The sequence below is a fragment of the Comamonas sp. MYb396 genome, from assembly GCF_037479555.1.
Classification (GTDB): Bacteria; Pseudomonadota; Gammaproteobacteria; order Burkholderiales; family Burkholderiaceae_C; genus Comamonas.
Window position 1 is genome coordinate 203,228 of the sequence record NZ_JBBGYU010000005.1, and the last position, 12,574, is coordinate 215,801.

The following is a 12,574-nucleotide window of genomic DNA, read 5'->3' on the forward strand; positions in this document are numbered from 1 at the left end:
CTGCGGCAGCGCCCAGGCTGGTGGTCTGGCGCTGCAGCTGCTCGCATCATAGGCGCACAGGCCTGCGCTGTGCTGACAATCCATGCCGCTCATGCGGCGGGCGCGAGCACGCGGCTGGCCGCGCGCATGACGCAGTCCGTCAACCGGGCCAGGCTGGTCTGCGCACTGCGCGGCAGCGCCCAGTACAGCGGCACATCCAGCGAGGTGCCGGGCACCAGCGGCACCAGGCTGCCGCGCGCGAGCTGCTCGGCAATCAGCACCGTGGGGTGCATGCCCCAGCCCATGCCGATCTCGCAGGCCCGCACATAGCCCTGGTTGGATGGCAGAAAATGCCGGGGCCCGCCGCCTCGGGAGGCCAGGCCCTGGGCTTGCAGCCACTGGTCCTGCAGCCGGTCCTTGCGGTCAAAGGTCATGATGGGCGCCTGGGCCAAGGTCTGGGTGCTCACCCCGTCTGCAAAGTAGCGCGCCATAAAGCCGGGGCTGGCCGCTGCCACATAGCGCATCGTGCCCAGCGGCCAGCTGTTGCAGCCGGGGATCTGGCCACTGGTGCCGGTCACCGCGCCCAGCACGGCCCCCTCGCGCAGCGCCTGGGCGGTGTGGTCCTGGTCGTCGATGCGCAGGTCCAGCAGCTCGTTGCCGCTGGCGGTGAACTCGGCCATCGCATCCATGAACCAGGTCGAGAGCGAGTCGGCATTGACGGCCAGCTTGATCGTCGGCGCGACCGGCGCGTCGGGCAGCAGGTCGGGGTTGCTGCGGCGCAGGGCGTTTTCCAGCAAGGCCACCTGCTCCAGGTGCAGGCACAGGCGCAGGCCGGCTTCGGTGCCGGTGCAGGGATTGCCGCGCTGCACCAGCACCTGGCCGCTGCGCTCTTCGAGCTGCTTGATGCGCTGCGACACCGCCGACGGGGTGACATGGAGTTTCTTGGCGGCGCGCTCGAAGCTGCCCTCGCGCACCACGGCCGCCAGCGCGGCCAGTCCCAGGTAGTCCAGCATTTAGTTTTGCTTCATTTGACTAAGATTGTTTAATTTTACTTATTTGTTGGTGCGCCGCACAATAGCCACCATGTGGACAACAAGCATGACTTCTACCTGGCTGGCCGGTTTCACGGTCTGCCTTTCCTTGATCGTCTCGATCGGCGCGCAAAACCTGTATGTACTGCGCCAGGCCGTGAGTGGCGAGCATGTGCGCGCCTGCGTCGCCTGGTGCGTGTTCAGCGATGCGCTGCTGATCGGCATCGGCGTGGCCGGCATGGCCCAGGTGCTGGGGGATTCGCCCACCCTGGCCTACTACCTGACCTTGGGCGGCGCACTGTTTTTGCTGGCCTACGGCCTGATGGCGCTGTGGCGCGCCGCGATGCCCGCTGGCGCAGCACCCGCTGCCGACGCGGACGGTTCGCCCGCCACGGCGGCCCGGCGCGGACTGTGGCGTGTGCTGGGCGCGCTGGTCGTCATCACCTTGTTCAACCCCCATGTCTACCTGGACACCGTGGTGCTGGTGGGCTCGATCGGTGCACGCCAGGACGGCAGCCTCAAATGGATCTTTGTGCTGGGTGCCGCCAGTGCCAGCCTGGCCTGGTTTGTGATGCTGGCCAGCGCCGGCCGGCGCCTGCAAACGCTGTTTGCCAAGCCCCAGGCCTGGCGCGTGATGGATGGCTTTACCGGTGTGATGATGCTGGCGCTGGCCTGGTGGGTGTACAGCGGGCTCGGCAGCATCGCGGCCGCCTGAGCCAGGCGATAGCTGGCGGCGCCCAAGGTCTTGCACAGGGCGCTGGGCCCAGCGCTTGCTCTACAATATTTGTAGCTGCGCGCTACGCATAACGAATAACCAAAGCCGAGCCATACCGCTGCAAGCCGTGCTGCCAAGCACTTGAATTTGCAGCGTTTCCCCTCATGTACCCAGGGTAGGCAAGCAGGCAACCGGCCTGTGGCCCCGGCCTTTTATTTGGAAATTTCGTAGTGAACCCCTCTTTTCGCACCTCTGCATCCGTTCTTGCTTTGACCATTGCCGGTCTGGTTCTGCCAGGCCTGGCCCACGCCAAGCGCATGGGTGGCGGTGTCAAGCGCCCCGCAGCCACGCAAAAGGCGGCTCCAGCGCCTGCAGCCAAGCCTGCGACGCCAGCAGCCGCTGCACCTGCGGCCGCTCCAGCAGCTGCTGCTGCCCCTGCTGCAGCGGCCCCTGCCGCAGGCGGCTCCGGCATGATGGGCACCATGGGCGCAGCCGCCGTGGGCGCCGTCGCTGGCACGATGGCCGGCAGTGCGATGGCAGGCGCCATGGGCGGTGACAAGGGCAAGGAAGAAGCCGCAGCCAAGGAAGCCGAAGCCAAGAAGGCAGAAGCCGAAGCCGCTGCGCTGCAAAAGCAGGCCGATGACGCCAAGGCCAAGGCCGACGCAGCCCGCTCTGCCGTCAAGTAATACGCGTCTTAACAACCTGAACCTACCCGCAGCTGCTGGCAGCCTGCGGGTTTTTTCATTTTCGCGGCGGTTGCCCAACGGCCTGCCCGCTCGCCTGCAGGCTGGCGCGCAGAGGGCGCAGCAACTCGCCCAGGCCGTTGTGGTCGATCTCGTGCATCAGTGCCAGCAGCCGGCCCAGATCGCCTTTGGGAAAGCCTTCACGCGCAAACCAGTTGAGGTAATTGCCTGGCAGGTCCGCAATGGCGCGGCCCTGGTACTTGCCAAAAGGCATGGGGGTGCTGAGCAGGCGCAGCAGTTGCTCGGGGTCAAACGGGCTAGACATGGCCCAGAGCATAGCGCGGCCGGCGCCCGGCGGCCGGCGGCTGCCCGGACTGTCGCTTTTGGCCATAAAGATCAATTTCTTTATAACCAAATCTCTTTATATTCTTTGATCGATATGCCAATCAAGGCTAGACTTGCACCATCTTGGTTCAGTCCCATCAAGAAAAAATCCATGTGTTGCCCGGGCTGGTCTTTCTCATCTGTTCAAAACACCATGTTCAAAAAAACGCTTTCCGTTCTTGCCATCGCGGCCCTGGCCGTGTCTGCCCACGCTGCCGATGTGGTGCTGAAAGTGGCGGCCTCGCCGGTGCCACATGCCGAAATCCTCAATTTCATCAAGCCCAAGCTCAAGGCCGAGGGTGTGGATCTGCAAGTGCGCGAGTTCAGCGACTACATCCAGCCCAATGCTGCGGTGGAAGACAAGCAGCTCGATGCCAACTTCTTCCAGCACCAGCCCTACCTGGACAGCTACAACAAGGACCGCAAGAGCTCGCTGGTGCAAGTGCCCAATGGCAAGGTGCATGTGGAGCCCTTTGGCGCCTACTCCAGCAAGATCAAGAACATCAAGGACCTGAAGGACGGCGCCACCGTGGCCATCCCCAATGACCCGTCCAACGGCGGCCGCGCCTTGCTGCTGCTGCAAAAGCACGGCCTGATTGAGCTCAAGGACGCCTCCAAGCTGACCTCCACCCCGCTGGACATCGCCAAGAACCCCAAGAAGCTCAAGTTCAAGGAACTCGAAGCGCCGCTGCTGCCGCGCGCGCTGGGTGATGTCGATCTGGCCCTGATCAACACCAACTACGCGATCGAAGCCAAGCTCAACCCGACCAAGGACGCGCTGTTCATCGAAGGTTCTGATTCGCCCTACACCAACATCATTGCTGCCCGCGCGGACCGCGCCAATGACGAGGCGATTGCCAAGCTGACCCGCGCGCTGCATGGCGACGATGTGAAGAAATTCATCCTGGAAAAGTACAAGGGCGCCGTGGTTCCCGCGTTCTGATAGGCAAGCAAGCTGCCCTGGCAGGGCATAGCAGCATCCCGCACATTTTGTTGACGGGTATTTACAAAAGGCACTCCAACCGAGTGCCTTTTGTTGTTTTGGACGCTGTACCATGCAGGGTCGGCCCGGATAGCGCACACTGCCACGGGCCACTCCAGAATTCGCGACCTCCCCCCATCCATGTCCAAACTCATCGTGCACGGCGGCACCCCTTTGCAGGGCCGCATCATTCCCTCGTCCAACAAGAATGCCGTTTTGCCTGTGCTGTGCGCGACGTTGTTGACGGCCCAGCCCCTGGTGCTCCATGGCGTGCCGGACATCACCGATGTGCGCAAGATCCTGGACATCTTCGGCAAGCTCGGCTCCAGCGTGCAGATGGACTACGCCAGCGGCGTGCTCCAACTGCACCACCGCGACACGCATTTTGATGCCTGCAAGCACCACTTGCCCGAGGAAATGCGCTCGTCCATCATGCTGGTGCCGCCGCTGCTGGCCCGTTTTGGCGTGGCGCGGCTGGAGGACAACGTCAAGGGCTGCACCCTGGGCGTGCGCGAGATCGATCCGCACATCGAGGTGTTCCGCCGCTTTGGCGGCCGGGTCGAGCATGGCGAGGGCTCGCTCATCGTGCGCTGCGATGGCCCGCTGCAGGCCACCCAGCACTGGCTGGACTATGCCTCGGTCACCACCACCGAAAACTTTGTGCTGTGCGCAGCCACGGCCAAGGGCAGCTCGGTGCTGACCAATGCCGCCTGCGAGCCGCATGTGCAGGAGTTCTGCCGCTTTATGGTGATGCTGGGCGCCAGGATCGAGGGCATTGGCACCTCGCGCCTGACGGTGCATGGCGTCGAGCAGCTGGGCGGCGGCGAGTTCCATTTCGAGGAAGACTTCCACGAGATCACCACCTTCCTGGCGCTGGGCGCGATCACCGGCGGCGATGTGCAGGTGCGCAACCGCACACCCGACAACTTCCCGCTGATCGACCGCACCTTTGCCAAGTTTGGCGTGCAGATCGAGCACAAGGACGGCTGGTCGCGCGCCATCCGCAAGGGCCCGCTCAAGGTCGAGACGCCTTTTACCCGCAATGTGCTGACCAAGGTCGAGGCCGCGCCCTGGCCGTACTTCCCGGTCGATCTGCTGCCGATCTTCATCGCGCTGGGCGTGCGCGCCGAAGGCAATGCGATGTTCTGGAACAAGGTCTATGACGGCGCTTTGGGCTGGACCGGTGAGCTGTCCAAGTTCGGTGCCCATGTGTTCTCGTCCGACCCGCACCGCATCGTCACGCTGGGCGGCAATCCGCTCAGCCCCGCCGTGGTGGAGAGCCCCTACATCATCCGCGTGGCCATTGCCTTGTTCATGGTGGCCGCCAGCATCGAAGGGCGCTCCGAGATCCGCAATGCCGCGCCGATCAAGCGCGCACACCCCCGCTTTGTCGAGAACCTGCAAAGCCTGGGCGCCAAGGTGGAGTGGGCGGGTGAGAACTAAGCGCTCTGCCACGCACCCATGAAAAAAGCGCCTGCCGCATTGTCGGCAAGCGCTTTTTTCATGGGCGGGTGGGTGTGTGCTCAGGCGACGGCCTGGCCTTCGGTCTTGGGCGCTGCCGCCTGCGGCGGGGCAGAGGGCTTGGCCGTCAGCGCGCTGCCCATCGCTGCAAACATGATCAGCCCAATGGCCGACCACTGGGTCGCGGTCAGCAGCTCGCCCAGCACCAGCATGCCGGCGATGGCGGCAATGGCCGGCTCGGTGGCGAGCATGGTGGAAAACGCGCCCGAGCTCAGGCGCTTGAGTGCAAACATCTCCAAGGTGTAGGGAATGGCGCTGGAGACAGCGGCCACTGCCAGGCCATAGAGCAGGATCGAGGGCTGCAGCAGCTTGGCGCCGGCCTCGGCAATGCCAAAGGGCACCACCACGATGGCCGCAGTCAGCAGCGCCAGCGACACCACCATGCCGCCATGCATGTGACCCGCGCGCTTGCCCAGCACGATGTAGCCGGCCCAGCAGGCCGAGGCCAGGATGGCATAGCACAGGCCCACCGGGTCGAGTGCGGCAGTCTGCACGCCAAACATCGGCAGCACCAGCAGCAAAAACAGGCCCAGTGCCGCCAGGCCCAGCCAGACCAGATCGAGCAGCCGGCGCGAGGTCCATACCGCCACTGACAGCGGGCCGACAAACTCGATGGCCACCGTCACGCCAAAGGGCAGGCGCTTGATGGCCATGTAGAACAGCAGGTTCATCAGCCCCAGCACCACGCCAAAGATCGCAATCTGCCCCAGGTGGGCCTTGCTAGGCCCAAAGCGCCAGGGGCGCCAGATGAGCAGCAGCAGCAATGCCGAAAAGCCCACGCGCAACGCGGTGGTGCCCTGGGCGCCGACAACGGGGAACAGGTGTTTGGCAAAGCTGGTGCCCAGGCACAGCGCGCTGACCGAGCCCAATACGGCCAAGGAGGGCAGCAGCCGCTGCCAGAGAAAATCTTGCATGGCCGAGATAATATTGCAGCTGGGCGAAGTAAATTGCTCGAAAAATCGGTGCCAAATGCAAGTTTCACTCTTGCTGCGCACTCCTCCTCCAGGCCCTTGCGATGAACGCTGAACTCGATCCCTTCGACCTGGCCATTTTGGCCATCCTGCAGCGCGACAACCTGCGCCCCCAGCGCGAGGTGGCCGAGCAGGTGAACCTGTCACCGGCGGCCGTGCAGCGCCGCATCCGCCGCCTGCAAGAAAGCGGCGTGATTGCGGCCAATACCGCGCAGCTCAGCCCCGAGGCCGTGGGCCGGCCGCTGACGATCTTTATCGAGGTGCAGCTGGTCAATGAGCTCGATGCGCTGACCCAGGGCTTTCGCGCCCGGGTGGCGGCGGAGACGGCGGTGCAGCAGTGCTATGCCGTCACCGGCCAGACGGACTACCTGCTGGTGGTGACCGCTCGCGACATGCAGGAGTACCAGGCGATCACCCAGCGGCTGTTTGACGGCGACCAGAATATCCAGCGCTTCAACACCTCGATTGCGCTGGCCACGCTCAAGCGCAGCCTGCATCTGCCGCTGCCTGTGCGATAAGCGAGTGGTTCTGGAAAGGGGCGGGTGAGGAGGGCGCGTTAATGCGCCACTGCCTGCACCGGCAGGAACTGCAGCAAGCTGCCGCCGGCCAGCCCCTGCACATAGCCAATCACCGCGCGCCGGTATTTCTCGGACACGACATCGGCCATCAGGTCATTGCGGGCAATCATCTTGCCAAATTCGCGCTCAAAGCTCAGGTTGCGCTCGCTGGCATTGAGCTCGTTGCTCAGCAGCATGGTCTGGCCATTGCCCAGCTTGCGGTGGGTAAGCATCCAGTTGGCAATCTCCAGGTTGCGCGAGGCGTTGTAGACCGCCTGGGCATCGAGCCCATGGATCAGGTAGAAGGTGGTGCGGCCGCCGTAGGCGGTGATCAGCATGTCGGCCGTGGCCCAGGTGAAGGCGGCCACCCGGTCGCCGGCAAATTCGGGCGCCAATGCCATGCTCATGCCGGCAATGTCGCGTTGATCCAACAGTTCGGGCCAGGGTTGCTGGTTTTCGATCGCCTCGCGCACGGCCTTCATCGCCGCTTCGCGGTTGTCAAAACCGCCCTTGCGCCACTCTTGCGGATTGCGGCGGTAGAGCTTGTCCATCAGCACATACAGGCTTTGCAGGTTGGCGCGCATGCTCAAGGTGGCCATGCGGTTCACATCGGACTGGCCCCACTCCTGGGCCTGCATATCGCGTTCGGGGACTTTGCCGCGGGTGGGCGGGGTGCTGGAGCAGCCCCCTTGCAGCAATAACGCAGCCAGGCAGGCGGACATTCCAACAGATCGGGCGTAGCGATAGGGCATATCTAATCGTCAAGGTCTGCTATCGTTTTGATTATGGCAAGCCCGTTGGCGCCCGGATTGCGGGAAGACCAGCAGATTGCATCAGAATGTGGGAAAATGACAGTCGTTTTAGATTCCATCCACTGGTAAGAGCGAGAAAGGCAACATCGGTTATGACACCGCGAACTACAACCACTTGGGGTTTGACTGGCCAGTAAGGCCGGTGGTTCGCGCCTGTACGACGATTTCGTCTCCTCACACCAAAGCGCGGACAAGCTCCGCGCTTTTTGCTTTTCTGGCAGCGCGGCTTGGCAAAAGCTCACGATTATTTAGGATTTCTCATGGTTCAAATTACGCTTCCCGATGGCTCCAAGCGCGACTACCCGGGCCCCGTGTCGGTGGCCGAGGTCGCGGCATCGATTGGCGCTGGCCTGGCCAAGGCCGCGCTGGCTGGCAAGGTAGGTCTGGGCGACAACGCCAAGGTGGTGGACACCAGCTTTGTCATCGACCGCGACATGCCGCTGTCCATCGTGACGGCCAAGGACGCCGATGGCCTGGAAGTGATCCGCCACTCCACCGCCCACTTGCTGGCCTACGCCGTCAAGGAGCTGTTCCCGGAAGCCCAGGTCACCATCGGTCCGGTGATCGACAACGGTTTCTACTACGACTTCGCCTACAAGCGCCCCTTCACGCCCGAAGACCTGGTGGCGATCGAAAAGCGCATGACCGAGCTGGCCAACAAGGACGAGCCCGTGGTGCGCCGCGTGCTGCCGCGTGACGAAGCCGTGGCCTACTTCAAGGGTCTGGGCGAGAACTACAAGGCCGAGATCATTGCCTCCATCCCCAGCAATGAAGATGTGAGCCTGTACCGCGAAGGCGCGTTTGAAGACCTGTGCCGTGGCCCCCACGTGCCCAGCACCGGCAAGCTCAAGCATTTCAAGCTGATGAAGGTGGCGGGCGCCTACTGGCGCGGCGACCACAACAACGAGATGCTGCAGCGCATCTACGGCACGGCCTGGGCCAGCAAGGACGATCTGCAGCAGTACCTGACGATGCTCGAAGAGGCTGAAAAGCGCGACCACCGCAAGCTCGGCCGTGAACTCGACCTGTTCCACATCGACGAGCACTCGCCAGGCACCGTGTTCTGGCACCCCAAGGGCTGGTCGATCTGGCAGGAAGTCGAGCAGTACATGCGCAAGGTGTACCGCGACAACGGCTACCAGGAAGTCAAGGGCCCGCAGATCCTGGACAAGACCCTGTGGGAGAAGACCGGCCACTGGGACAAGTACCGCGAGAACATGTTCACGACCGAATCGGAAAAGCGCGAGTACGCACTCAAGCCGATGAACTGCCCTGGCCACATCCTTATCTACAAGCAAGGCATCAAGAGCTACCGCGATCTGCCGCTGCGCTTTGGTGAGTTTGGCGCCTGCCACCGCAACGAGCCCACCGGCTCGCTGCACGGCATCATGCGCGTGCGCGCCTTCACGCAGGATGACGGCCACATCTTCTGCCTGCCCGAACAGATCCAGGCCGAGGTGACCGCGTTCACCGCGCTGCTGCAAAAGGTCTATGCAGACTTTGGCTTCAGCAACATCCTCTACCGTCTCTCGACCCGCCCTGAAAAGCGCATCGGCAGCGACGAGAGCTGGGATGCGGCCGAAGCGGCGCTGGCCGAAGGCCTGCGTGCCTCGGGCTGCGAGTTCGAGTACCTGCCCGGTGAGGGCGCGTTCTACGGCCCCAAGATCGAGTACACCTTGAAGGACGCGCTGGGCCGTGAATGGCAGTGCGGCACCATCCAGGTCGACCCGAACCTGCCCGAGCGCCTCGATGCCGAGTTTGTCGGCGAAGACGGCGAGCGCCACCGCCCCATCATGCTGCACCGCGCGATCGTGGGCTCGCTCGAGCGCTTCATCGGCATCCTGATCGAGCAGCACGCCGGCGCGCTGCCCGCCTGGCTGGCGCCCACGCAGGTGGCCGTGCTCAACATCACCGATGCGCAAGGTGCCTACGTGCAGGAAGTGGCCGACAAACTGCGTAAGGCCTTGCCGAGCCAAGGGCTGCGTGTGGTTACCGATCTGCGCAACGAGAAGATTACGTATAAAATACGGGAGCATTCGTTGCAAAAGCTGCCCTATATTCTTGTCGCCGGCGACAAGGAGAAGGCAGCTGGAGCCGTAGCAGTGCGCGCCCGGGGCGGTAAAGACCTCGGTGTGATGTCCATCGATGCATTCGTCGACTTGATTGCCAAGGACATTGCCGCTAAAGCCTAAACAGCCTCTTGCTGGTTCGTCAAAGCTTTGGACAGCGTGGACTGCGTTTTGAGCAGCTACGCTGTCGTAGTTTTTAAATTTTTAGGGTGAAAGCCATAGCTACTGAATTCCGTGATCGCCGCCACCGCGAAGAACGCAAACACCGTCTGAATCGTGAGATTCAGGCACCAGAAGTGCGTCTGTCCGGTCCTGATAATGAACCGCTGGGCATCGTGCCGCTGATGGAAGCGCTGCGCATGGCCGGAGAGCTGGACGTTGACCTGGTGGAGATTGTCGCCACGGCCACGCCTCCCGTTTGCCGCCTGATGGACTACGGCAAGTTCAAGTATCTGGAGCAAAAGAAGGCGGCTGAGGCCAAGGCCAAGCAAACCGTCATCGAAATCAAGGAAATCAAGTTCCGCCCCGGTACTGATGATGGCGACTACAACGTCAAGATGCGCAATATCCGCCGCTTCCTGGCCGAAGGCGACAAGGTCAAGGTGACCCTGCGCTTCCGTGGTCGTGAAATCACCCACCAGAACCTGGGTATGGACCTGCTCAACCGCATCCGCGACGAGCTGGCCGACCTGATCCAGGTCGAGCAGTTCCCCAAGCTCGAAGGCCGCCAGATGATCATGATGATCGCTCCGGCGCGCAAGAAGCCCGGTGGCGCTGCAGCTGGCAAGCCGGTCGAGGGAAATTCCTCGCCAGTAGCCACAGCTTAAAGAAGCGGTTAGAATACCGGATTACCGACAAGCGGCTTAGGCCGCTTTCGGTTTTTAGCAGGGTAGGGGCAGCAACTGCCTGGGTCTGGGGTTTCGGCCTTGGTGCTCAGGGTGGGCGCAGCCAATGCCTTGCGCATTGATAGAGTAGATGTAATCTAGGTCTGTCACAAAAGTGGCTCGGGGCCAAAACAAGTTTCATCATGGCGATGAAACGCCTCACGAGCACAAACATAAGGAGCATTCACATGCCCAAAATGAAGACCAAAAGCAGCGCGAAGAAGCGTTTTCGCGTTCGTCCAGGTGGCACCGTCAAGCGCGGTCAAGCCTTCAAGCGTCACATCTTGACCAAGAAGACCACCAAGAACAAGCGCCATCTGCGTGGTGCAACCGCTGTGCATGAGACCAACATGGGTCACATGGCACAAATGTTGCCCGGCATGGGCCTGTAATTCACTGACGAACTAGGAGAAAACACATGCCTCGCGTCAAACGTGGTGTAACGGCACGCGCCCGTCACAAAAAAGTTCTGGCCCTTGCTAAGGGTTTCCGCGGTCGCCGTGGTAACGTCTTCCGCGTTGCCAAGCAAGCGGTAATGAAGGCAGGCCAGTACGCCTACCGTGACCGTCGTACCAAGAAGCGCGTGTTCCGCCAACTGTGGATCGCCCGTATCAATGCCGCTTCCCGTGAACTGGGCCTGACCTACAGCCAGTTCGCCAACGGCCTGAAGAAGGCTGCCATTGAAATCGACCGCAAGATGCTGGCCGATATCGCCGTGCACGACAAGGCTGCTTTTGCAGCTATCGTCGACCAAGTCAAGGCCAAGCTGGCTGCCTAAGGTCACGATCGGTAGTTACTGTTGATTTAGTAGCTGCTGGTGCACACACAGCAAGGGCTAGGGCTTGAAAAGGCGCTAGCCCTTGTTTTTTTATCGCCAGGCTGCTTTTGGCGGCCCGGCATCTAAGTCGATAAGAGTCGATATGAACGAGTTGGATTCTCTGGTCGAAAGCGCGCAGCAACTGTTTGCGCAGGCCCATACCCCCGCTGATCTGGAAAACGCCAAGGCGCAGTTTCTGGGCAAGTCGGGCAAGATGACCGAGCTCATGAAGGGCATGGCGCAGCTTTCCGTCGAAGAGAAAAAATCGCGCGGTGCCGCCATCAACGTGGCCAAGCAGGCGATTGAGGCGGCCTTGACGGCACGCCGCAAGGCGCTGGCCGATGCCGAGCTGCAAGCCCACCTCAAGGCTGAAGTGCTGGATGTGAGCCTGCCCGGCCGCCGCCGCGGCAGCGGTGGTCTGCACCCCGTGTCCATCACGATGGAGCGCATCGAAGGCATCTTCGGCTCCATGGGCTTCGATGTGGCCGAAGGCCCCGAGATCGAATCCGACTGGTTCAACTTCACCGCGCTCAACACGCCCGAAGACCATCCTGCGCGCTCGATGCACGACACCTTCTATGTCGAAGGCGGCACCCAGCACGCGCCCAACCTGCTGCGCACGCACACCAGCCCGATGCAGGTGCGCCATGCGGTCCAGCACGTCAAGCGCTACCGCAACCTGATCGACGCCGGCCAGACCATGCCCGAGATCCGCGTGATCGCGCCGGGCCGCACCTACCGCGTGGACTCGGACGCCACCCACTCGCCGATGTTCCACCAGTGCGAAGGCCTGTGGATCGGCGAGAACGTGAGCTTCAAGGACCTCAAGGTCGTGTTCACCGACTTCTGCAAGACCTTCTTCGAGCAGGATGACCTGGTGCTGCGCTTTCGCCCCAGCTTCTTCCCGTTCACCGAGCCCTCGGCCGAGATCGACATCCAGTTCCAAAGCGGGCCACTGGCCGGCCGCTGGCTGGAAGTCTCGGGCGCCGGCCAGGTGCACCCCAATGTGGTGCGCAACATGGGGCTCGATCCCGAGAAATACATTGGCTTTGCCTTTGGCATGGGCCCTGACCGCCTGACCATGCTGCGTTATGGCGTCAATGACCTGCGCCTGTTCTTTGACGGCGACATCCGCTTCCTGTCGCAGTTCCAGTCATGAGCACGGAGCG

At 62.5% G+C, this 12,574-nt stretch carries 14 protein-coding genes; 10 read left to right on the top strand and 4 right to left on the bottom strand.

Annotation, left to right across the window (positions count from 1 at the left end; genetic code table 11):
- Positions 1-89: 89 nt before the first annotated feature.
- On the bottom strand, positions 90-992 hold the full coding sequence (locus WH265_RS13535) for an HTH-type transcriptional regulator ArgP (RefSeq protein WP_312989803.1): 903 nt from the start codon (positions 990-992) through the stop codon (positions 90-92).
- Positions 993-1,062: 70 nt separating this feature from the next.
- Here WH265_RS13535 and WH265_RS13540 point away from each other — a divergent pair, with 70 nt between their 5' ends.
- Both WH265_RS13540 and WH265_RS13545 read left to right on the top strand, forming a co-directional pair.
- The gene (locus WH265_RS13540; RefSeq protein ID WP_339558619.1) at positions 1,063-1,725 is read left to right on the top strand and encodes a LysE/ArgO family amino acid transporter; all 663 of its coding nucleotides are present in this window, start codon (positions 1,063-1,065) and stop codon (positions 1,723-1,725) included.
- 230 nt (positions 1,726-1,955) lie between these two features.
- The gene (locus WH265_RS13545) at positions 1,956-2,411 is read left to right on the top strand and encodes a hypothetical protein (protein ID WP_021025167.1); all 456 of its coding nucleotides are present in this window, start codon (positions 1,956-1,958) and stop codon (positions 2,409-2,411) included.
- A gap of 55 nt (positions 2,412-2,466) precedes the next feature.
- On the opposite strand, the gene WH265_RS13550 is transcribed toward WH265_RS13545, so the two are convergent.
- Complete coding sequence (locus WH265_RS13550) at positions 2,467-2,733, bottom strand: DUF3820 family protein (RefSeq protein ID WP_339558620.1); 267 nt, start codon at positions 2,731-2,733, stop codon at positions 2,467-2,469.
- A 213-nt stretch (positions 2,734-2,946) separates the two neighbouring features.
- On the opposite strand from WH265_RS13550, the gene WH265_RS13555 reads away from it, so the two are divergent.
- Complete coding sequence (locus WH265_RS13555; RefSeq protein ID WP_312989316.1) at positions 2,947-3,735, top strand: MetQ/NlpA family ABC transporter substrate-binding protein; 789 nt, start codon at positions 2,947-2,949, stop codon at positions 3,733-3,735.
- A gap of 180 nt (positions 3,736-3,915) precedes the next feature.
- On the top strand, positions 3,916-5,217 hold the full coding sequence (locus WH265_RS13560) for a UDP-N-acetylglucosamine 1-carboxyvinyltransferase (protein WP_021025164.1): 1,302 nt from the start codon (positions 3,916-3,918) through the stop codon (positions 5,215-5,217).
- Between the two features lie 80 nt (positions 5,218-5,297).
- Here WH265_RS13560 and WH265_RS13565 read toward each other — a convergent pair whose 3' ends face one another.
- Positions 5,298-6,209 carry an EamA family transporter gene (locus WH265_RS13565; RefSeq protein ID WP_339558621.1) on the bottom strand — a complete coding sequence of 304 codons (912 nt, stop codon included), beginning with the start codon at positions 6,207-6,209 and terminating at the stop codon, positions 5,298-5,300.
- A 101-nt stretch (positions 6,210-6,310) separates the two neighbouring features.
- Between WH265_RS13565 and WH265_RS13570 the strand changes: the two genes are divergently transcribed.
- Positions 6,311-6,784, top strand: coding sequence for an Lrp/AsnC family transcriptional regulator (locus tag WH265_RS13570; RefSeq protein WP_339558622.1), 474 nt, complete (start codon positions 6,311-6,313; stop codon positions 6,782-6,784).
- 38 nt (positions 6,785-6,822) lie between these two features.
- Here WH265_RS13570 and WH265_RS13575 read toward each other — a convergent pair whose 3' ends face one another.
- Complete coding sequence (locus WH265_RS13575; RefSeq protein ID WP_339520606.1) at positions 6,823-7,545, bottom strand: hypothetical protein; 723 nt, start codon at positions 7,543-7,545, stop codon at positions 6,823-6,825.
- Positions 7,546-7,895: 350 nt separating this feature from the next.
- On the opposite strand from WH265_RS13575, the gene thrS reads away from it, so the two are divergent.
- The 5 genes from thrS to pheS all read left to right on the top strand — a co-directional run bounded on the left by thrS (position 7,896) and on the right by pheS (position 12,564).
- Positions 7,896-9,827, top strand: coding sequence for a threonine--tRNA ligase (gene thrS / locus WH265_RS13580; RefSeq protein WP_021025160.1), 1,932 nt, complete (start codon positions 7,896-7,898; stop codon positions 9,825-9,827).
- A gap of 86 nt (positions 9,828-9,913) precedes the next feature.
- On the top strand, positions 9,914-10,531 hold the full coding sequence (gene infC / locus WH265_RS13585) for a translation initiation factor IF-3 (RefSeq protein ID WP_021025159.1): 618 nt from the start codon (positions 9,914-9,916) through the stop codon (positions 10,529-10,531).
- A 245-nt stretch (positions 10,532-10,776) separates the two neighbouring features.
- A complete protein-coding gene (rpmI, locus tag WH265_RS13590) occupies positions 10,777-10,980 on the top strand; it encodes a 50S ribosomal protein L35 (protein WP_021025158.1) in 204 nt (67 codons plus the stop codon).
- A 26-nt stretch (positions 10,981-11,006) separates the two neighbouring features.
- Entirely contained in the window at positions 11,007-11,366 is a 360-nt protein-coding gene (gene rplT / locus WH265_RS13595; RefSeq protein ID WP_021025157.1) for a 50S ribosomal protein L20, read from the top strand.
- Between the two features lie 142 nt (positions 11,367-11,508).
- A complete protein-coding gene (gene pheS, locus WH265_RS13600) occupies positions 11,509-12,564 on the top strand; it encodes a phenylalanine--tRNA ligase subunit alpha (RefSeq protein ID WP_021025156.1) in 1,056 nt (351 codons plus the stop codon).
- Positions 12,565-12,574: the final 10 nt, after the last annotated feature.

What these genes read in the sequence shown, in the direction of transcription:
- WH265_RS13535 (WP_312989803.1), bottom strand. Translation starts at nt 992, where the DNA reads ATGCTGGACTACCTGGGACTGGCCGCGCTGGCGGCCGTGGTGCGCGAG.
- WH265_RS13540 (WP_339558619.1), top strand. Translation starts at nt 1,063, where the DNA reads ATGTGGACAACAAGCATGACTTCTACCTGGCTGGCCGGTTTCACGGTC.
- WH265_RS13550 (WP_339558620.1), bottom strand. Translation starts at nt 2,733, where the DNA reads ATGTCTAGCCCGTTTGACCCCGAGCAACTGCTGCGCCTGCTCAGCACC.
- WH265_RS13555 (WP_312989316.1), top strand. Translation starts at nt 2,947, where the DNA reads ATGTTCAAAAAAACGCTTTCCGTTCTTGCCATCGCGGCCCTGGCCGTG.
- WH265_RS13560 (WP_021025164.1), top strand. Translation starts at nt 3,916, where the DNA reads ATGTCCAAACTCATCGTGCACGGCGGCACCCCTTTGCAGGGCCGCATC.
- WH265_RS13565 (WP_339558621.1), bottom strand. Translation starts at nt 6,209, where the DNA reads ATGCAAGATTTTCTCTGGCAGCGGCTGCTGCCCTCCTTGGCCGTATTG.
- WH265_RS13570 (WP_339558622.1), top strand. Translation starts at nt 6,311, where the DNA reads ATGAACGCTGAACTCGATCCCTTCGACCTGGCCATTTTGGCCATCCTG.
- WH265_RS13575 (WP_339520606.1), bottom strand. Translation starts at nt 7,545, where the DNA reads ATGTCCGCCTGCCTGGCTGCGTTATTGCTGCAAGGGGGCTGCTCCAGC.
- thrS (WP_021025160.1), top strand. Translation starts at nt 7,896, where the DNA reads ATGGTTCAAATTACGCTTCCCGATGGCTCCAAGCGCGACTACCCGGGC.
- rpmI (WP_021025158.1), top strand. Translation starts at nt 10,777, where the DNA reads ATGCCCAAAATGAAGACCAAAAGCAGCGCGAAGAAGCGTTTTCGCGTT.
- rplT (WP_021025157.1), top strand. Translation starts at nt 11,007, where the DNA reads ATGCCTCGCGTCAAACGTGGTGTAACGGCACGCGCCCGTCACAAAAAA.
- pheS (WP_021025156.1), top strand. Translation starts at nt 11,509, where the DNA reads ATGAACGAGTTGGATTCTCTGGTCGAAAGCGCGCAGCAACTGTTTGCG.